General features: G+C 28.6%; 17 protein-coding genes. 16 read left to right on the forward strand and 1 reads right to left on the reverse strand.

The features are described from left to right. Positions 1 to 25: 25 nt before the first annotated feature. The 8 genes from GXK56_RS23495 (at position 26) to GXK56_RS23530 (ending at position 8603) form a co-directional block, all read left to right on the forward strand. On the forward strand, positions 26 to 1042 hold the full coding sequence (locus tag GXK56_RS23495; protein ID WP_160692034.1) for a hypothetical protein: 1017 nt from the start codon (positions 26 to 28) through the stop codon (positions 1040 to 1042). Next, positions 1015 to 1671, forward strand: a complete 657-nt coding sequence (locus tag GXK56_RS23500) for a phosphoribosyltransferase family protein (RefSeq protein ID WP_160692036.1) — start codon at positions 1015 to 1017, stop codon at positions 1669 to 1671. Before GXK56_RS23495 ends, GXK56_RS23500 begins: the two co-directional genes overlap by 28 nt. A gap of 483 nt (positions 1672 to 2154) precedes the next feature. Continuing rightward, positions 2155 to 2685: a ribosome-associated translation inhibitor RaiA gene (gene raiA / locus GXK56_RS23505; RefSeq protein WP_160692038.1), complete on the forward strand. Its 531-nt coding sequence runs from the start codon at positions 2155 to 2157 to the stop codon at positions 2683 to 2685. Between the two features lie 357 nt (positions 2686 to 3042). Beyond that, positions 3043 to 5628 carry a preprotein translocase subunit SecA gene (gene secA, locus GXK56_RS23510; protein WP_160692079.1) on the forward strand — a complete coding sequence of 862 codons (2586 nt, stop codon included), beginning with the start codon at positions 3043 to 3045 and terminating at the stop codon, positions 5626 to 5628. Between the two features lie 333 nt (positions 5629 to 5961). After that, positions 5962 to 7057 (forward strand): peptide chain release factor 2 gene (gene prfB, locus GXK56_RS23515; protein WP_160692040.1). Its coding sequence is split into 2 segments (ribosomal slippage): positions 5962 to 6039 and positions 6041 to 7057, totalling 1095 coding nucleotides; the frame shifts between segments, so codons are not numbered across the junction. Between the two features lie 210 nt (positions 7058 to 7267). Further along, positions 7268 to 7693 carry a MarR family winged helix-turn-helix transcriptional regulator gene (locus GXK56_RS23520; protein WP_160692042.1) on the forward strand — a complete coding sequence of 142 codons (426 nt, stop codon included), beginning with the start codon at positions 7268 to 7270 and terminating at the stop codon, positions 7691 to 7693. Between the two features lie 114 nt (positions 7694 to 7807). Then, positions 7808 to 8314, forward strand: a complete 507-nt coding sequence (locus GXK56_RS23525; protein ID WP_160692044.1) for a nitroreductase family protein — start codon at positions 7808 to 7810, stop codon at positions 8312 to 8314. Position 8315: 1 nt separating this feature from the next. Next, positions 8316 to 8603, forward strand: coding sequence for a putative quinol monooxygenase (locus tag GXK56_RS23530; protein ID WP_160692046.1), 288 nt, complete (start codon positions 8316 to 8318; stop codon positions 8601 to 8603). Positions 8604 to 8928: 325 nt separating this feature from the next. On the opposite strand, the gene GXK56_RS23535 is transcribed toward GXK56_RS23530, so the two are convergent. Beyond that, positions 8929 to 9261, reverse strand: a complete 333-nt coding sequence (locus tag GXK56_RS23535) for a hypothetical protein (protein WP_160692048.1) — start codon at positions 9259 to 9261, stop codon at positions 8929 to 8931. Positions 9262 to 9419: 158 nt separating this feature from the next. Between GXK56_RS23535 and GXK56_RS23540 the strand changes: the two genes are divergently transcribed. From GXK56_RS23540 to GXK56_RS23575, 8 genes are all read left to right on the forward strand, one after another. Beyond that, positions 9420 to 10115: a response regulator transcription factor gene (locus tag GXK56_RS23540; protein WP_160692050.1), complete on the forward strand. Its 696-nt coding sequence runs from the start codon at positions 9420 to 9422 to the stop codon at positions 10113 to 10115. Then, positions 10105 to 11589 carry a HAMP domain-containing sensor histidine kinase gene (locus tag GXK56_RS23545; RefSeq protein ID WP_160692052.1) on the forward strand — a complete coding sequence of 495 codons (1485 nt, stop codon included), beginning with the start codon at positions 10105 to 10107 and terminating at the stop codon, positions 11587 to 11589. The genes GXK56_RS23540 and GXK56_RS23545 overlap by 11 nt, the downstream gene beginning before the upstream one ends. 154 nt (positions 11590 to 11743) lie before the next feature. Next, positions 11744 to 12619 carry a CPBP family intramembrane glutamic endopeptidase gene (locus tag GXK56_RS23550; protein WP_160692054.1) on the forward strand — a complete coding sequence of 292 codons (876 nt, stop codon included), beginning with the start codon at positions 11744 to 11746 and terminating at the stop codon, positions 12617 to 12619. A 126-nt stretch (positions 12620 to 12745) separates the two neighbouring features. Next, on the forward strand, positions 12746 to 13804 hold the full coding sequence (locus GXK56_RS23555; protein ID WP_160692056.1) for a DUF1835 domain-containing protein: 1059 nt from the start codon (positions 12746 to 12748) through the stop codon (positions 13802 to 13804). A gap of 123 nt (positions 13805 to 13927) precedes the next feature. After that, complete coding sequence (locus tag GXK56_RS23560; protein WP_160692058.1) at positions 13928 to 14263, forward strand: hypothetical protein; 336 nt, start codon at positions 13928 to 13930, stop codon at positions 14261 to 14263. A gap of 210 nt (positions 14264 to 14473) precedes the next feature. Further along, on the forward strand, positions 14474 to 16651 hold the full coding sequence (locus GXK56_RS23565; protein WP_160692060.1) for a Tex family protein: 2178 nt from the start codon (positions 14474 to 14476) through the stop codon (positions 16649 to 16651). A 154-nt stretch (positions 16652 to 16805) separates the two neighbouring features. Continuing rightward, positions 16806 to 18269, forward strand: a complete 1464-nt coding sequence (locus GXK56_RS23570; RefSeq protein ID WP_243156230.1) for an MATE family efflux transporter — start codon at positions 16806 to 16808, stop codon at positions 18267 to 18269. Between the two features lie 100 nt (positions 18270 to 18369). Continuing rightward, positions 18370 to 20268: a sigma 54-interacting transcriptional regulator gene (locus GXK56_RS23575; protein ID WP_160692064.1), complete on the forward strand. Its 1899-nt coding sequence runs from the start codon at positions 18370 to 18372 to the stop codon at positions 20266 to 20268. The last annotated feature ends 35 nt before the right edge of the window (positions 20269 to 20303 follow it).

The raw sequence follows: 20303 nt of genomic DNA on the forward strand, positions 1-20303 counted from the left end.
AGTATACAAAGAAGGAGAGATATGCTTGGAGGATATTTGCAAAGTAGCCCAAGAAGATTTACAGTATGCCTTTGATAAGATTGACTATTGGTATAAAAAAAATATAAAATTTTTAACTATAATCACAGTACCTTTTAATACGTCTTGTGTTTTTTCTCAGATAATAGAAACTAGCATTAAAAATGATGAAAAAGTATTATATGTATGGGGAAAAAATAGTCAAAATAAAGAGTTAGTTAATAAATTGAGAGATATGAATTTAAAAGTTACACATTCATATATTAAGAGCGGGCTTTCAGATGCAGATTTGACTTTTATACACTATGACAATCTGGATAAAATTGAAGAAGGGTATGATTTAGTTATTTTTGATGATATAACTTATTTTTCAAATTTAAGTAGTATAATTCTAAAGGAAAAACTGGAGTTTTGTTCAAATTTAGGAAGAAGAGTTTTAGTATATAGCATAGAGAAGTTAGCACTAGTTGGGGCTAAGTTTGAACTTGCAGCATATAACTATAAAAAACCTTTTGTCGAACCTAGAATTTTAACTACTAGAATAGATCTAAATGAAGATATTCCCTATACTCTTTATGATTATTTGAAATGGTTTAAAGAAAGTAATCATAAGGTAGGTATATATGTACCAACGGAAGAGAAAGTTAATATAGTTTATGATTACTTTATTAATAAACTAAAGGTTTCTGAAGTGAAAGTCATTAAATGCTCTAAAGATGATCATATAAAGAAATGTGAAAGTGTATCAAAGCATAAAGATAAGGCAATATTTATAGTAACAAATAGAATAGAGGAGTTACTTGAATCTTGCTATGTTGATGATATTGTAGTCATGTTTTCTGATAGTGAAAGATATAATTATAAAAAGATTTTATATATATGTGGTCAAATAAGAAATATGAAATCAGAACTGCCAGAAGTACTTTTGGTGTCTAATGAAGTATCAGAAGATATGGAGAAAGCTAAGAATATGGCAAGGGAATTCAATAAGAGAGTATGGGAAAAACGCTTAATAGAACTATAAAAAAATTATGGGAAGCATTAATTGAAATAATATATCCAAGAGAAAATTATTGTATTATATGTGGTGAAGATGATTGTTTTGGCATTTGTAATCGATGCAAAGAAAGCATTAAATTTATATCTGAATCCTATCAGGAAGAAATAATAAGCTGTGGATACTATGGCGGAGTATTAAAAGAATTAATATTAAAATTTAAGTATAAAAATGATTTTACTGCGGGAGATATTCTTGCAGAAATTTTGGAGGAATATATTGCGGAAAAGTTTTGTTATAAGGAATATGTATTAGCGTATATTCCTTTATCAAAAAAATCTCAAAAAGCTAGAGGTTTTAATCAATGTGAATATATTGCAAGAAAAATAGCTATAAGCCTAGAAATTGAAGCTATAGAGCTGCTAATCAAAGTAAAAGAAACCAAGGAACAAAAGAAATTAAAAAAGGATGAAAGATTTAAGAACATAAGAGGTGCCTTTGGCGTAAAAAAAGGAATAAACATAAAAAATAAGAAAATTATTCTGATAGATGATGTTACAACAACAGGTGCAACTTTAAAAGAAGCTAGTGAATTGTTAAAAAAATTTGATATTAGTGATATAAAACTATTGACCTTGGCGAAAAGTCATATATAATATTAATGTAAAGCTAGGTTTGTGGTTGAAAGTCGAAGCTAGTCGCAGGCAAAACGATCCACGTAATTTAGATAAAATGTCTAAGGAGCATGGTGCGGTATAGAAGTAAGCCCTGCCAGTCGATAGAACTGAGAGGGTTAGTAGTGAGGAATTAATTTTTAGTAGCAAAAGCTCCAGCAGGCGAGTGTGGGGTCAAAGACCAGGTCAACTAGCTTTACTCTTTATTTAAGGACATGCAGAGTTAATTTTATCAGTTTTTTGCTATATACAACTTAAAGTATGTTAATAATACAATTTAAAATTAAATTTTTACTTTTAGATACATAAATAATCCGATTTTTTAGGATTATTTTTTTTCATTAAATTAATTTTCAGAATTTACTGATAATTCTCTTGTTAAGTTCGTCAAAAGATGATAAAATAATATTAACTCAAAAATATAAAACTTAACAAAACTTTTTCAAGGGAGAGGGGCTGGAATTTATGAAAGTTACAGTTATTGCAAAAAATATGGAATTGACAGAAGCACTAAAGGAAATTGTGCAAAAAAAGATAAGTAAATTGGAAAAGTATTTTGAGAAAGATGTGGAGGCAAAAGCAACATTAAGTGTTCAAAAAAATAGACAAATAATTGAAGTTACAATTCCATTTAATGGAGCTATATTGAGAGGTGAAGAATCAACTTCAGATATGTACAAGTCTTTAGACTTGGTAGAAGACAAGCTAGAAAGACAAATAAGAAAACAAAAAACTAGATTGTCGAGAAAGCATGGAGGCTCAGTAAAATTTGGAGAATTGAATGATATAGATAGTAAGTTAGAAGAAGATTTAGGAAAGCTAGTTAGAGTAAAGAAATTTGGGGTTAAACCAATGAATTCAGAAGAAGCAATTCTTCAAATGGACTTACTAGGACATAATTTCTTTGTATTCCAAGATGCTGACACTAATAAGGTAAATGTGGTATATAAGAGAAAAGATGGAGATTATGGTTTGTTAGAACCTGAATTAATATAATACATTAAAAAATAACTGTTCAAGATGCATTAGAGTTGCAGCTTGAACAGTTATTTTAAGTTTGATAAAATAAATTTATGCTTATAGAGAGAATTCTGTAAGTTAATGATGTTGAATGATATTATAAATTAGATAAATCATAAATCATTTACGCATTAAAAGAAAAGTTCTTATAATTTTATTAATAAATTGTTAAGATTTAATGATTTATATGGGATTTAACACAAATATCTTGAGTTTTATTGAAAAGAAGATGTGTAAAATGCTATAATTAAAAAATACGTAATTTATATTTAATTTATGAATGAATAAAATACACATATAGAAATGAAATTAGAATTTCGAAAGGATGTAATTATGGGACTATTAAGCGCTGTATTTGGAACTTATAGTGAAAGGGAAGTCAAAAGACTTAGACCTACTATAAACAAAATAAATGATTTAGAAGAATCAATTCAAAAACTTTCAGATGAAGAGTTAAAAGGAAAAACATTAGAATTTAAAGAAAGATTAGCAAATGGTGAAACTTTAGATGATATTTTACCAGAAGCATTTGCAGTTACTAGAGAAGCATCTGTAAGAGTATTTGGAAAGAGACATTTTGATGAACAACTTATGGGTGGTATGGTACTTCATCAAGGTAGAATTTCTGAAATGAAAACAGGTGAAGGTAAATCTTTAACAGCAACACTTCCAGCATATTTAAATGGATTAAGTGGAAATGGTGTTCATATAGTAACAGTTAATGATTACCTTGCAAAAAGAGATGCTGAAGAAATGGGCGAATTATATGGTTTCTTAGGCTTAACTACAGGAGTTATTGTTCATGAATTGAACAATGATCAAAGAAGAGAATCATATGCTGCAGATATTACATATGGAACAAATAATGAATTTGGATTTGACTATTTGAGAGATAACATGGTTATTTACAAAGAAGAAAGAGTTCAAAGACCATTAAACTTTGCTATAGTCGATGAAGTTGACTCTATTTTAATAGATGAAGCTAGAACTCCACTTATAATTTCTGGTCAAGGAGAAAAATCTACTGAATTTTATAAGGTTGCTGATTTCTTTGTAAAGAAATTGGTTGCTGAAAAAGATTTTACTAAAGATGAAAAAGCAAATGCAGTAATGTTGACTGATGAAGGTGTTAGAAAAGCAGAAACAACATTTAAAGTAGATAACTATGCTGATGCTGATAATATAGAATTACAACACTATGTAACTCAAGCTTTAAAAGCAAATTATGGTATGAGAATAGACAAAGATTACATGGTTAAAGATGGAGAAGTAATCATTGTAGATGAATTTACAGGAAGACTTATGGAAGGTAGAAGATACTCAGACGGTCTTCACCAAGCAATAGAAGCAAAAGAAGGAGTTAAGATTGCAAGAGAATCTAAGACTTTAGCTACTATTACATTCCAAAATTACTTTAGAATGTATAAGAAATTATCAGGTATGACTGGTACTGCATTAACAGAAGAAAATGAATTTAGAGAAATTTATGGCTTAGATGTTATTGTTATACCAACACATAGACCAATAGCTAGAATAGATAATCCAGATTTAGTTTTCAGTACTGAGCTTGGAAAGATCAAAGCAGTTGCATCAGAAGTTGCAAAAGCTTATGAAAAAGGTCAGCCTGTATTAGTTGGTACTGTTAGTATTGAAAAATCAGAGCTTGTATCAAGTATGCTTAAGAAAAAAGGTATACCACACCAAGTATTAAATGCTAAATATCACGAACAAGAAGCTGAAATAATAAGTCATGCTGGTGAAAAGGGAATGGTTACTATAGCTACTAATATGGCAGGTAGAGGTACTGACATTAAGCTTGGAGAAGGTGTTGTTGAACTTGGTGGTCTTAAGATAGTAGGTACTGAAAGACATGAATCGAGAAGAATAGATAACCAATTAAGAGGACGTTCAGGTAGACAAGGAGATCCAGGTGAATCAACTTTCTTTATTTCATTAGAAGATGATTTAATGAGAATATTTGGATCAGAAAAAATTCAAGGTGTAGTTGAAAAATTAGGACTTCAAGAAGAAGAAGCTATTGAAAGTAAAATGGTTTCAAAAGCAATAGAAAATGCTCAAAAAAAGGTTGAAGGTAATAACTTTGATATAAGAAAACAATTATTAGGTTATGATGATGTTATGAATATTCAAAGAGAAGTTATCTATAAGCAAAGAGCAGAAGTTCTAGAAGGTGAAGATGTAAAAGAAGAAGTATTATCAATGACAAAAGATGTTATATCAAAAGCTGTTAATACTTATGTTACAGGTGAATCAGAGAATTATAGAGAAGAATTCCTTCACTTAATGGTGGCATTACAAGAAATTTGTATACCTCCAAATTCAGTTAATTTACCTGCGCTTGAAAATCTTTCAAATGAAGAAATAGCGGAAAGTCTTTATCAAACAGCACGTAGCTTCTATGAACAAAAAGAAGAAGAATTTACTCCTGAAAGATTAAGAGAAATTGAAAGAGTAGTTCTTTTAAGAGCTGTTGATACTAAATGGATGAGTCATATTGATAGCATGGATCACTTAAAACAAGGTATTGGTCTTCAATCATTTAAACAAATTGACCCAGTTCAAGCATACCAAATGGAAGGTAGTGCAATGTTTAATGACATGATAGAAGCAATTAAAGAAGAAACTGTAAAATTATTATTCCATGTTAAGATAGAAAGAGCACCAGAAAGAGTAAGAGTTGCTCAGGAAACAGCAGCAGTCCATGATGAAGTACCAAGTGGAGGTGCATTTAAACCAGCAGGACCATGGGAGGACCCAGCATTAGTAGGTCCACAAAATGGTGAGGGGCCAGTAGCACCACAGGTACCAGTTAGAAATGATGATAAACATGGAAGAAATGAATTATGTCCATGTGGAAGTGGTAAGAAATACAAAAACTGTTGTGGAAGAGAAGTTTAAGGCAGTTAACAGTGCACGGTTAACAGTTAAAGGAAAAAACTCTAGGGAGTTTTTTTAGAAATAAATGTGATATAATAAATTCCGTAGAGATTTTAAAGCGTAGTTGTTGTAGCAATTATAAATGGATTTCTACGGAATTTTTATTAGGTTGAATAAGTTGAAGAAATTCGGTGATTAATATAATATATTTATTAATATATTAGTAGTTAGAAATATATTTTTAATATAAAGCAATTGATAAAAATAGGAAATTAAAGAAATCCTTTTAGGATTTCAACCAAAAATAGTTAACTGTTAATTGCTAACTGTTAACTGAATAAAAGGGGTGGTTAGATGATTATTGAACTTGAAAAAGAATTAGTAAAGCTTCCAAGTATAAAGAAATCTATAGAGGAAATGGGGGCTTCACTTTGACCGTGGAGGTTTAGAAAGAGAACTTCACGAATTAGAAGGTCAAATGCAGGAGCCAGGTTTTTGGGAGGACACCAAAAGAGCTGAAGAAGTTACTAGAAAGAGTAAAGCCGTTAAAGACAAAATGGAAAAGTATGATAAACTAAAATCTCAGCTTGAAGATATTGAAGTATTGAAGGAAATTATGGAAGAGGATGATGAAGAATCAGCCAGTGAAATAATTGAAACTATGAGAGCAATTGAAGCTCAAATAGAAGATTATAATATGAAGGTGCTTTTAAGCGGTGAATATGATAAAAACAATGTGATCTTAACTTTACATGTGGGTGTTGGCGGTACTGATGCTAATGATTGGACTCAAATGCTTTTAAGAATGTATACCAGATGGTGTGAAAAACAAGGTTATAATGTTGAAACCTTAGATTTAATTCCAGGTGATGAGGCCGGAATTAAAAGTGTGACCTTAAAGGTTACAGGAGAATATGCATATGGATACTTAAAAGCAGAAAAAGGAATTCACCGACTAGTTAGAATTTCACCATATAATGCAAATGGTAAAAGACAGACTTCCTTTGCATCTATGGAAGTACTTCCAGAGCTTACAAAGGAACAGGATATTACAATAAAGCCTGATGATCTTAGAATAGATACTTATAGATCAGGAGGTGCTGGAGGCCAGCACGTAAATACAACTGATTCTGCAGTTAGAATTACCCATCTCCCTACAGGCATAGTAGTTCAGTGCCAAAATGAAAGAAGTCAAATTTCTAATAGAGATACAGCAATGGAAATGCTTAAATCTAAATTAGTTGAATTAAAGGAAAGAGCTCATAAAGAAAAGATTGAAGATTTAACTGGAGAGCTTAAAGATATGGGATGGGGAAGTCAGATAAGATCTTATGTATTTCATCCTTACAGCATGGTTAAGGATCACAGAACTAACGTTGAAACTTCAAATGTTTCAGCTGTTATGGATGGAGAAATAGATATGTTTATAAATGCATATTTAAAGAACTAAATTTTGTGTAAAATCAATCTTCAAAGAATAGTTTAATTCTTTGAAGATTGATTTATTTTGTAAATAGTAGTATTGACAAAAAGATTTGTTTAATATATAGTTGTATGTACAAACAACTATATATTAAACAAATTTGTAAGTTGTTAAATTTCAATATGTTTGTGATAAATTATAATTATTTAATGCATATTAAATGAAAGGAAAATACAAATGTTAGATAGAAATAAATTATTAGGTGATTGTTTGTATTATTCTGTTAATAAGTTATCGAGAATAATAGGAAAATTTGCTGATGAAGAATTTAGAATAACAGGACTTTCTCCAACATATGCGTTTCTCTTGAGTGTTGTTAATGAAAGTGATGGAATTAGCCAAAAAGAAATAGGAGAAGTACTTGATGTAGCTCCTTCAACTATTACAAGATTTATAGATAAACTTGAGAATAGCGGACATTTAGAGAGAAGAGTAGAAGGAAAAAATTCCTTTATTTATTCAACAGAAAAAGGAAAGGCAATCCAAAATGATATTAATACAGCATGGAGTAACCTACATTCTATATATAAAGAATATCTTGGAGTGGAAGAATGCAAAGCATTAACTAATACATTAAATGAAACTTGTGCTAAATTGAAATAAATTTTAATTTAGCATATTTTTCGGTAATACATTTGTATGTACAACTAAATAAATTGGTTAAGACAATTTTTATATAAGAATTTGATAATATATTTTAATAATGGAGGAATATAAATGGAAGCAATATTTAAAAGAAAGAGTGTAAGAAAATATCAAGATAAACCAGTAGAAAAGGAAAAGATTGATAAACTATTAAAAGCAATTATGCAGGCGCCATCAGCGGTTAATCAACAGCCATGGGAAGTTATCGTAATTGAAAATAAAGATACACTTAGAAAATTATCTCAGATGAGTCCATACTCAAAAATGATAGAGGGGTCAGCTGTTACATTTGTACTTGCAGCCAATAAAGACAATTTAAAAGTACCTACAGCATGGCAACAAGATATGGGAGCAGCAACAGAAAATCTTTTGCTTGAAGCTGTAGAATTAGATCTTGGAGCAGTATGGCTTGGAACTGCAACTTCAGAAGAGACAATGAATTTTGTAAGAAATCTTTTTGATTTGCCAGAAAATATATTACCATTTTCAGTGGTTCCAGTAGGATATCCAGACCAACAAAGCAGCGAGGTTGTTAATAGATTCAATAAAGACAAAGTTCATTATGAAGGGTGGAAATAATATGATTAAAGTAATAGCTAAAAATTTCGTGAAGAAAGATAATGTGGATGAAGTTTTAAAACTTTCAAAAGAATTAGTTGAAGCAACTGTTAAAGAAAATGGCTGCATAAGTTATGAAATGTATCAAGACGTAAAAGATAATAACATACTTACAATGATAGAAACTTGGGAAAATAAAGAAGCATTAACTAAACATTCACAATCAGAACATTTTCAAAGAATAGTTCCACTTATGTCAACTTATATGGAAAAACCTGCAGAGATGAATATATATACAAAAGTACTATAGTTTATATTTATTGGAATTAACAATTGACAATAAATGATGGAATTCTTACGGAATTTCTTGAAAACTAATTATTGTTGACACTCTTTTTTATGTGCATAACTATTCTTTGATTTATTAAAAAGCCTGTCTGTTTTTCTATTTTAATTTTAAATTGTTAACTGGACATTTTTAATTGAGCTAAGAAATGTAGTTTTTCATAGAACTTATAAAATAAAAGATAGAATGTAATACGATGTGTCTACAAAGTACTATATTCTATCTTTTTGATTTTGAAATAAATTGTACATTGTAAAATGTTAATTGCAAATTATATGTGCTGTTCAGCTTACGTAGCCTTATAAAACATATCAACTAAAGAATATACAGCGGTAAGAATAATGCATACATACAAAGAAATATTTAATCCTGGTTTAAGTATAGACATAACTCCACCAACTATAAGTGCAAGCATTATTACAACACTCACAAATTTAAAGAAGCCAGACTTATTTGTAAGCAGTGTTGTAACAGAAGAAAACATTATTAAAACAAGGGTTAGAAAATAAAAAATCTTTTTTAAATCATCTGAATAATTCATTATTTTAAGTTCATTTAAAGCTAGTACTAAAAGGAGAAATAGTAATAAAAAAGAACATATTTTACTTATATTTTTAATCATAAATTCATCACCTTTCTTGGTAAATATTTACATAATAATTATACAGTTAGATTTTAATAGGGGCAATATAAAAATACTAAGAAATTAATTCCTATAATTCCACAAATATATGATAAAATAGATTCTGAGAATAATTAATTACAAGGGGGTAATAAATTATGAATATTTTGATTGCAGAAGATGAAAAAGATATTCGAAATTTAATTTCACTGCACATGAGAAAAGAAAATTATGAAGTATTTGAAGCTGCTGATGGAAAAGAAGCTTTAACTATTTTTGAAAATGAAAAAATAGATCTGATCTTAGTAGATATAATGATGCCGAATGTTGATGGTATTACAGTTATACAAAAGGTACGAGCAGTATCAACAATACCTATAATTTGTATTACAGCAATGGGAAATGATTCTGATAAGGTTTTAGCCTTAGGTCTTGGAGCTGATGATTATTTAGTTAAGCCAATAAGTCCAATTGAATTATCAGCAAGAGTTGCTTCTAATCTTAGAAGATGTTATAAATATGCGGAACATAAAGATATAATATATGCTACTGGTGATTTAAAGTTATTTACTGAAACCTTTGAAGTGTACAAAGGGGACAAGAAAATTGAATTAAATCCAAAGGAATTTAAAATATTAAAATTATTGGTTTCTAATTTAGGAAAGGTTTTCACAAAGAAACAGATTTATGAAGAGGTGTGGGAGGAAGCTTATTTTGGAGATTCAAATAATATAATGGTTCATTTGAGCCACATTAGAGAAAAAATTGAGGATGATCCTAAAAATCCTGTTTATATAAAAACTATAAGAGGTATAGGCTATAAGATTGAAAGGGTTCATGCTAATGAAAATTAGAAAAATAAAAAGAAATGTTACAGCAGAACTATTCTTCATATATTTCTTTGGATACATAGCTATTACTTTAATACTTGCAGTAGGAATAGTATTTTCTATTGGAGCATATAAAATTTTGTGTAATCCACGTACATATAATTCTAATTTTGCTGAACTAGAAAATAAGTTGTCGGAGGATTATAGGACTATAACAGACGAGGATTTAAAAAAAATAGATGGTTTTGTTGTAAAAATTAATACTATGAATCAAGTGACTTATTCAAAAGGACATGTTATAGGTGAATTTAAAGATTTAAGTATGCAAAGTTATATGCATTTAGCAGGTCTTACAAAGGAGAATAAGGTAGTATTAAATGAAGATATTATTGCTCACATGGTGTTAGAGGAATTTAATAATTCTATTATTGACACTAATGATAAGATTAAATACTCATTATATAGCAAGTATTTACCAGAAGAAGATTCTATGATTATAGTAGGGTGTCCTTATTCAGCAATTACAAGACCTAATATATTAACTAAAATAATTCCATATAAATCCTTAGTTCAAGTATTATTTTTGTTTAATGTGCTTATAATTTTATTTATTGTTTATCTATTTGCAAAGGCAACTTCAAGAATTTTTATAAAGCCAATTAAAGCATTATTAAATGGAGTTATGGAAATAACAAATAATAACTATGATGTAAACATAAAAATAGATACAAAAAATGAATTTTTAGATTTAGCCAATGGTTTTAATATGATGGCTGAGACTATAAGAAATGAAATAAGAGAAAAAGAAAAGCTAGAAAAAATAAGAGAAGGTTTAATATTAGATATATCCCATGATTTAAAAAATCCACTTACTTCTATTTTAGGATATAGTGAGACTTTAATTAATAATAAGGATTTAGATGAAAAAGAGAAGCTAGAATATTTAACTATAATAAATAAAAATTCTTATAGAGCTAATAAACTTATGAATGATTTATTTGAATTTTCTTTATATGATAATGCAGATTATAAGTTTAATTTAACAAAAGGTGATATATCAGAATTTTTAAGACAGATTATTGCTAATTACATTCCCGAATTTGAACATAACAAATTTGAGTATGACTTTGATATACCGGATGAATCTTATTATGTGATGATGGATGAAGAAAAATTAACTAGAGCTTTTAATAACATTTTAGATAATAAATTAAAATATAATCCAGTTGGAACCGCCATTGGAATAAAAGTTGAGATTAAAGATTTATATTTTTGCGCAGTATTTTCAGATAATGGAGAAAGTATACCAGAAAAATATAGAGAAAATATTTTTAATCCTTTTGTAAGAGTAGATAAGTCTAGGAATTCTAAAACAGGAGGAACAGGACTTGGATTGTCTATCACAAAGAAAATAATAAATAAACATCATGGTGGAATAAGGATTGTAGACAGTGAAATTGGTACAAGCTTTGAAATTATGTTGCCAATAGTTAAATAGAAATTTTAAGGTTAAATTAATGTTATTCTAAGTGGATTTTAATAACATAGGCTTATAATAATCATAATAGGAAAAATGGATTATATAAATATTAAATTTACTGCTTTCAAATAATAAGGTTTAACAATTTAAATTATAGAGAGGAGGTGCTCTTTTGAAGTTTGATAATGATTTTAAAGAAATGAAAATTAGGCACATTGTATTTATGTTTTTGATTGTACTTCTTTTTTCAATAGTGTGCGCCATTGCAATAGCTTTAAAAAAAGGAGATATTAGCAATACTGATAAAAATATATTAAGTTTAGTCATTGAAATTTTACTAGTTTTTATGATGGCATTCAAATTAAAGCTTTCTAAAGAAAATGTAAAACGTTTATATTTAGATTTTAAAGAAAATTTAAATATGAAGGAAATAATTTGGATTATTCTATTTACTGCATGCTTACAAATTGGTTCCAATAATATTTTAGTAGACCTAGCATATTTGATTAGTCCAGACTTTGCTAATTGGTTTTCAAATGATTCGGCAATGGTTATTAATACTGTGACTGATTACATAATAGTATTTATTATGGTAGTTTTTTTAGCTCCATTTACAGAGGAAATTATATTTAGGAATACAATATTTAAAAGACTTGCAAAGAAATTTAATGTATATATTGGCTTAATTGTATCCTCAATAATTTTTTGTTCATTAAACTTTGGAGCCCAAATGATAGGAATATTCTTGCTTGGAATAGTCAATTGTGTTTTATATGTAAAATATGAAAATATTTTAATTCCCATGTTTATATATTTTTTAAATGGTATTATTGGCATGATATTTATTCTTTTATTCCATGGGTTTGGAGTTCAAAACATTATTTTGACATCAAAAGATATGATTTTTTATGCTTTTTCAGGTGTAGTTTTATTCTCAGCAGGAATGGTGTTTTTTGTTAAGTTTATAAGAGAAAATAAAAGCTATTTGAGAGAAATGTATAACAAGAAAAAACAATTGGAACTTACTGGAGTTGGATTATCAAAATAAAAAAGCTGCTTTAGACTTATATAATAAATGAAGTATTTAATAGGGATTGTTATATGTAAGAAATATATAATAATTCCTACTTTATTATAATTAAAAGTGGAAAATAATAAAAGGAGCGATGATTAAATGGAAAAAAGTACAGAAAACATTATACATGTATGCTTTTCAGCGTCTGCAGGTGCAGTATTAAAATATGCTGTCAAAAAGGAAAAATCAATAGATGGAAAGAAAGTTATTGCGTTCCCAGATGATATTTCCCAAGGAATAATAGAAGATTATATAAATGCGGATGAAAGAATTAACTGGCTTAATAGTCTTAGTGAAGAAGATGAAAGAATTCGTTCTTGGGATAATGCACATTTAAGAAAAGGGTATAAGAAATTTTATAAGAAGATTCAGAAGGTTAAATCTTCGGATACATTGTATTTATGGTTTGGACAATGTAGTCAGGAACTTTGTGGAATGATGTATACTTTGGAATTAATAAAAGATAAGAATCCGAAAATGTATTTTATTAATGTATCAGATAAAATTGAAGAATCATTGAATGGTAATGTATATACATATAGAGCTGTTGCAGAAATTATGCCTAAAAAACTAAAGACTTTTATTGATATAAAAAGAAAAATTGAAGCTGAAGAATTTAATGAGCTATTAAATCAATGGAATGTACTAAAAACTGAAAATTCATTACTTCGTGTTTATGAAGAAGGCAAGATAAAAAGTGTAAAGGAAGATTATTTTGATATAGATATACTTAAGTATACAGAAAAAAATTTAAAAAAATCAGCAAGAATTGTAGGAAGTATATTAGGATATAGTGAAAATAAAATTTCTGATGAATATATTTTTTGGAGAGTGCAGGAATTAGTAAAGAGTGAAATGTTAGAGTTTAAGGGAAAGCTTGGAGTTATGAGAGAAATGGAAATAAAAATATCTCCTAAAGGATTAGAGTATTTAAGTACTGATCCAGAAGCAATATTGTTTTGGAAAAACAAAGAAGCAGAAATAGAAAAGGAATTAGATACTATAAATGAGGCTAAGAAACAGGGAAGAATGGAAGAAAAAATAAGCATAACTAAAAAGCTTATGGATGTTTTGGACTTAGAGGTTATTGCTGAGAAGACAGGATTAACAATAGGACAGGTCAAGAATTTAGAAAATGATGAAAGGATTCTTCAGTAAAATGATTTTTATATGCACATCACAAAATAGTGGTCTATAATTTTTTATAGGTAGCAAGAATAAGTAAGAAAAAAGTTATTTGAACGAAAATATATAATTTAATAGAAAATGGAGGATTATTGTATGCTTTTTAATATGCCATATGCAAAAGATGTTATTATTAAAAATATGACAGGAGAAGAATTAAAGGATTTTTATTTGATTTATGAAGGGTTAGAAAAAAGTCCGTATAAAATATCAACTATAGCTTCAAACAAACAAAAAACTATAAATTTAGTTTTAATGTATTTAACTAAGCCGACAAACCTCAGATTATTATACAATAGAAATGGTGAGAAAAAAGAAGTTGTAGTATATGAGAACTTGCGAAAAGATGATTTAAGAACAATAATACTTACTATAAATATGGATGAAGACGACTTTAAAGTGGATACTGTTATTCAAGAAGGTACTGTATAAATATTATTGCTGCCATTACTAAAAAATAGTAATGGCAGTTATTTATGTGGTAAAATATTATTAGGTCGAATAATTTATTACATATTAAATAAAATAATACAATAGATTAAAAAGTTATACATTATAGCGTAGATATTCATTCCTATGAAATAAAATAGCATGGTAAGTTATTATTTTATAGATATGTCTACTAAAAATCAGGAGGAAATTATGAATTCAATTGAAGAAAGAATTGCAAAAGAGTTAGAAATAAAATTAGGTCAGGTTCAAAGTGTTATTGAACTTTTAGATGATGGGAATACAGTTCCTTTTATATCAAGATATAGAAAAGAAGTTACTGGAGGACTTTCAGATGAAGTTTTAAGAAAACTATCTGAAAGGCTTACTTATTTAAGAAATTTAGAAGAAAGAAAAGAAGCTGTTACAAGAATAATACAAGAACAAGAGAAGTTCACAGATGAAATTGGAAAGGCATTAGAAAAGGCAACAACTTTAACAGAAGTTGAAGATATATATAGACCTTTTAAACCTAAAAAAAGAACAAAAGCAACAATAGCTGTTGAAAAAGGATTAAAGCCACTTGCTGAATTAATTTTAGAAGGTAAATTTACAGGAAGTTTAGATGAAGAAGGTGCTAAATACATAAGCGAAGAAAAAGGAGTAGCAAACAGTGAAGAAGCTATTTCTGGTGCTTTAGATATTATAGCTGAAACTATCTCAGATGAAGCTAAGTATAGAAAATACATAAGGGAATTCGTTGTTAGAGAAGGAAATATAGAATCTAAAGGTAGTTCAGAAGAATCAACACCTTATGAGATGTATTATGAATATTCAGAAGCAGTAAATAAAATACCACCTCACAGAATATTGGCTATAAACAGAGGTGAAAAGGAAAAAATATTAAGTGTTAAAATTACTGTAAATGAAGATAAGGTAATTCAATATTTAGAAAATCAAGTATTAAAGGGAAATGCTGTTTTAGATGAAAAATTGAAGCTTGCAATAAGGGATTCTTATAAGAGATTAATTTATCCATCAATAGAAAGAGAAATCAGAAGTGAATTAACTGATATTGGTGAAGAAGGAGCTATTAAAATCTTTAAGGAAAATTTAAAAGCTTTATTACTTCAAGCGCCTATTAAAGGTAAAGTAGTAATGGGATATGACCCTGGTTTTAGAACAGGATGTAAGATTGCAATCTTAGATGAAACAGGTAAGTTCTTAGAAAATACAGCAGTATATCCAACAGTACCTAAAAGAGATATTGAAGGAACAAAGAAAACATTAAAAGCACTTATAGCTAAACATAATGTTGATGTTATTTCACTTGGAAATGGAACAGCATCTAGAGAATCAGAAGAAGTTATTGCAGAAATGCTTACTGAAATAAAAAATGAAACTGGAAAAGAACTAGCTTATGTTATTGTATCAGAAGCAGGGGCATCAGTTTACTCAGCTTCAGAGCTTGCAACTAAAGAATATCCAGATTTAGATGTTACAGTAAGAGGGGCAATTTCTATAGGAAGAAGACTTCAAGATCCACTTGCGGAATTAGTTAAAATTGATCCTAAAGCAATAGGCGTAGGACAATATCAACATGATGTTACCCCTAAAAAATTAGAAGAATCTTTAGCAGGTGTAGTAGAAGATTCAGTTAATACTGTTGGAGTTGATTTAAATATTGCAACACCATCACTTTTAACACATATTTCAGGAATCAATGCAGCTATTGCTAAAAATATTGTTGATTATAGAGAAGAAGTTGGAAAATTCTCTTCAAGAAAAGAATTATTAAAGGTAAAGAGATTAGGGCAAAAGGCATATGAACAATGTGCAGGTTTCTTAAGAGTTGATAGTAGTAAAGAGCCTTTAGACAATACTTCAGTCCATCCAGAATCTTATGATACAGCTAAAAAATTAATTGAAGTTCTTGGATATAATAAGGAAGACCTTAAAAATAATAAACTTGGAGATATAGATGAAAGAGCAGAGGCACAAGGATTAAGTAAATTGAGTCAAACTTTAGAAGTTGGAGAAATGACTTTAAAGGATATAATTAAAGAATTAAAGAAGCCAGGAAGAGATCCTAGAGAAGAAATGCCAAAACCAATACTTAAAACAGGAATAATTGAGCTTAAAGACTTAAAACCAGGAATGGTATTAGCTGGTACGGTTAGAAATGTATCAGACTTTGGTGCCTTTGTAGATATTGGAGTTCACCAAGATGGATTAGTTCATAAGAGTCAAATGGCAAATAGATTTGTAAAACATCCTTTAGATATTGTTAAGGTTGGAGATATAGTGAAAGTAGCTATATTAGAAGTTGATGAAAAGAGAAAGAGAATATCCTTAACAATGAAGGATGTAAATGAATCAGAGGGAATATAATTAAAGATATATATTATTTTGTAAGTATATACAGATTCGGTAAAATAAATAGTGAGTTTTAATTTGCAAAAATCTTAGGAATAGAGTTTATTTATTCTTAAGGTTTTTTGCTTTTGGAGTAATTTACAATATATTATAAATTTACAATAGATCATTGACATATATAGTTAATAATTTTAAACTAAAAGTAGTACAAAGTGTACAACAAATAATAAAAGGTGATGAGAAGTATATGGACAATAAAATTTTAAAGAAAGATTCTTATTTAAGACCAATGCTGGCAATAGCAATACCAGTTTCAGTTCAAAGCTTGTTTCAAGCTTCTTTAAGTATTATTGATCAGGTGATGGTTGGTCAGCTTGGAGAAAATGCAATTGCAGCAGTAGGCTTAGGGTCTAGGTTTCCTAATATTTTTATAATAACCTTAAGTGCTATAGGTGCCTCAACGTCTATTATGATATCTCAATTTTGGGGTAAGAAAGATAAAGAAAATATAGGACGCTCTTTTGGTGGAAATTTATTTGTTGGATTTGCTATAACTTTAATATTCTCAATAATTTCCTTGGTGTTTCCAACGCAGGTATTAGGATGTTACACAAATGATAGTAAAGTAATTGAGCTAGGGAGTGAATATCTTAAAATAATAGCAATTGGATATATCCCCATACTTATTATAACTATGTATTCATCTATTTTAAGAAGCACAGAGCATGTTAAATTACCTATGTTTGCAGGGATATTTGGAATAGTAATGAACACATTACTAAATTACATTCTCATATTTGGTAAGTTTGGAGTTCCTGAAATGGGATTACAAGGTACAGCATATGCTACAACTATAACTAGAATATTAGAAGGAATGGTACTTTTATTTTGTGTATATTTAAATAAGTATCCAGGAGCATTTAAATTAAAAGAAATTTTCAATTTATCAATTAAATTCTTCAAAAAGATCATGGTAATAACTACACCTATTTTAATAAATGAATTTTTCTGGGCAGTAGGAGAAACAATGTATTCTATTGTATATGGAAGAATTGGAACTACTGAAGTTGCGGCTATGACATTAACGTTTCCTATACAAAGCTTAAGTATTGGATTATTTTCAGGTGTTAGTGTTGCAGCAGGAATTATGATAGGAAATAAATTAGGTAAAGATGAAAATGATGAAGCTTTCAAATATTCAAAAAAATTTGTTCAATTAGGGATTGCAGGTTCAGTTATATTTGGAATTTTACTAATTTTATTTTCAAAATTATATGTAGTCATATTTAATATACCTGAAGATTTAAAAGAGTGTACAATAAAGTTATTGATTATATTTGCCTTAATATTATGGATAAAGGTTTCAAATATGATTATAGGTGGAGCAGTCTTAAGAAGTGGAGGACAAACTAAATATACCTTATACTTAGATTTTTTAGGGACCTGGGGAATTGGGGTTCCAATGGGATTTATTTCTGCTTTTATATTAAAGCTTCCTATTGAGTGGGTTTATTTATTGCTTTCTAGCGAAGAACTTGTAAGGCTTGTAATTGGACTTAAATTGATGTTTTCGAAAAAGTGGATGGTAAATATTACTGAAAACAATATAGAGAAATGTGAGATTAATCAGTAAGCACAATATAATTTTTAACATAGTAATACAATTCTGAAATCGGTATAATATTATTTAGGAGTTTGTTTTTTATGTGAAAATAATATGGAGGAAATATGAAATGCTGAAAAGATATGCATATAATGAAATAATAAATAGATCACATGAGAGAAGCAGTAATCACGGTGTAAAAAAAGATATACCATGCCCTTTAAGAATACTTAAAGATAAAGAGTTTCAGATTCTTATACAAAAAAATAAACAACTAATAGAAATAGCTAAACCATTTATGGAAATACTTTATAACTTCTTAAAAGGATCAGGTTTTTCATTATATTTCACAGAAAAAAGTGGAGTTGTTCTTACTATTATAGGTGATGAAGATATAATAATAGATCAAACTAAGATGGGAATTATTGAAGGCGCTGATATGAGTGAAAAAAGTGCTGGTACTAATGGAATTGGTACTGCTATTTCTGAAAATTGTTCACTTCAAGTTTCAGGTGAAGAACATTTTATAGAAGTTTTTCATGTCTGGACTTGTTCTTCTTCAGTTATTCATAGTGAAGATGGAAAAATAATTGGATGTGTTAATTTAACAGGACGGCGTCAACTAGCTCATCCTCATACTTTAGGCCTTGTAGTGGCAGCTGTAAAATCTATTGAAAATCAGTTAAAAGGTGAGAAGACTCAAAAGGAATTATTTAAAACATATCAATATTTAAATAAAGTTATGAATTCATTAAATTTAGGAATTTTTGCAGTGGATACGGAAGGCTCAATAAAAGCCATAAATAATAGTGCCTGTGAAATGTTACATATTAAAGCAGAGGAAGTTATAAATAAAAATGTAGATACTGTTTTAGATAACTGGGAACATATACTTCAGCAACTTAGAGGTGGACAAGTCTATGAGGATAGAGAAATTATATATTCTGATAAGGAAAAAAGATTTAATTTAAATGTATATCCTATTAAAGATAAAAATGACAATATTACTGGTATGGTAGGAATCTTTAAAGATATGCAAAATATATATAATTTAGTTAATAAATACATTGGTAGAAGTGCTAAGTATACTTTTAACGATATAATTGGACAAAGTGAAGCTATTCTAAGATTGAAGGAACAAATAAAGAATATATCAAATAGCCCATCTACGGTACTTATTCAAGGGGAAAGTGGAACAGGGAAAGAGCTTATTGCACAATCTATTCATAATAATAGTAATAGAAGAAACAACAGCTTTGTGGCGATTAATTGTGGAGCGATACCTAAAAGTTTAATAGAAAGTGAGCTTTTTGGATATGAAGAAGGTGCTTTTACTGGAGCTAAAAGAGGAGGATGCCCAGGAAAGTTTGAACTTGCCAGTGGAGGAACTTTATTTTTAGATGAAATAGGCGAAATGCCACTAGATATGCAGGTAAATCTTTTGAGAGTACTTCAAGAAGGTTGTGTTACTAGAATTGGTGGGAACAAATGTATTGATGTAAATGTAAGAATTATTGCTGCTACAAATAAGAATTTAAAAAAAGAAGTGGAGAATGGAACGTTTAGAGAAGATTTATATTATAGATTAAGTGTAATTCCTATATATGTACCAGCTCTAAGAGAACGAGCAAAGGATATTGAAATTCTAATAGAGCATTTCCTCAAAATTAAATCTGCTAAATTAGTGAAACCTATTCCCCAAATAAGAGAAAGTATATATGAAAAACTTTTAAATCATACTTGGCCAGGAAATGTAAGGGAATTAGAAAATTGCATTGAGAATATTGTAAATATGGATGGAAATACTTCATTTACCTTTGAAAATAAAACTATAAAAAGAGAAATCAATTATTCCAGCAATGTAAATTTGGAATATGATATGTGTTCGTTAGAAGAATTGGAGAAAAGAGCAATTTCTAGTTGTATAAATCAATGTAATGGCAATATTTCTAAAGCTTGCAGGATATTAGGGATAAATAGAAGTACAATATATGCAAAGATGAAGAAATATGATATAAAAGTTAAATAAATTTTTGATAGCTTATTTTTTAACAAGTTAATGAT

The organism is Clostridium sp. C2-6-12, assembly GCF_009928485.1.
Lineage (GTDB): Bacteria > Bacillota > Clostridia > Clostridiales > Clostridiaceae > Clostridium.

Excerpts from the sequence above, each read along its gene's own strand:
- GXK56_RS23500 (WP_160692036.1), top strand. The coding sequence starts at position 1,015 with ATGGGAAAAACGCTTAATAGAACTATAAAAAAATTATGGGAAGCATTA.
- raiA (WP_160692038.1), top strand. The coding sequence starts at position 2,155 with ATGAAAGTTACAGTTATTGCAAAAAATATGGAATTGACAGAAGCACTA.
- secA (WP_160692079.1), top strand. The coding sequence starts at position 3,043 with ATGGGACTATTAAGCGCTGTATTTGGAACTTATAGTGAAAGGGAAGTC.
- GXK56_RS23520 (WP_160692042.1), top strand. The coding sequence starts at position 7,268 with ATGTTAGATAGAAATAAATTATTAGGTGATTGTTTGTATTATTCTGTT.
- GXK56_RS23525 (WP_160692044.1), top strand. The coding sequence starts at position 7,808 with ATGGAAGCAATATTTAAAAGAAAGAGTGTAAGAAAATATCAAGATAAA.
- GXK56_RS23530 (WP_160692046.1), top strand. The coding sequence starts at position 8,316 with ATGATTAAAGTAATAGCTAAAAATTTCGTGAAGAAAGATAATGTGGAT.
- GXK56_RS23535 (WP_160692048.1), bottom strand. The coding sequence starts at position 9,261 with ATGATTAAAAATATAAGTAAAATATGTTCTTTTTTATTACTATTTCTC.
- GXK56_RS23540 (WP_160692050.1), top strand. The coding sequence starts at position 9,420 with ATGAATATTTTGATTGCAGAAGATGAAAAAGATATTCGAAATTTAATT.
- GXK56_RS23545 (WP_160692052.1), top strand. The coding sequence starts at position 10,105 with ATGAAAATTAGAAAAATAAAAAGAAATGTTACAGCAGAACTATTCTTC.
- GXK56_RS23555 (WP_160692056.1), top strand. The coding sequence starts at position 12,746 with ATGGAAAAAAGTACAGAAAACATTATACATGTATGCTTTTCAGCGTCT.
- GXK56_RS23560 (WP_160692058.1), top strand. The coding sequence starts at position 13,928 with ATGCTTTTTAATATGCCATATGCAAAAGATGTTATTATTAAAAATATG.
- GXK56_RS23565 (WP_160692060.1), top strand. The coding sequence starts at position 14,474 with ATGAATTCAATTGAAGAAAGAATTGCAAAAGAGTTAGAAATAAAATTA.
- GXK56_RS23575 (WP_160692064.1), top strand. The coding sequence starts at position 18,370 with ATGCTGAAAAGATATGCATATAATGAAATAATAAATAGATCACATGAG.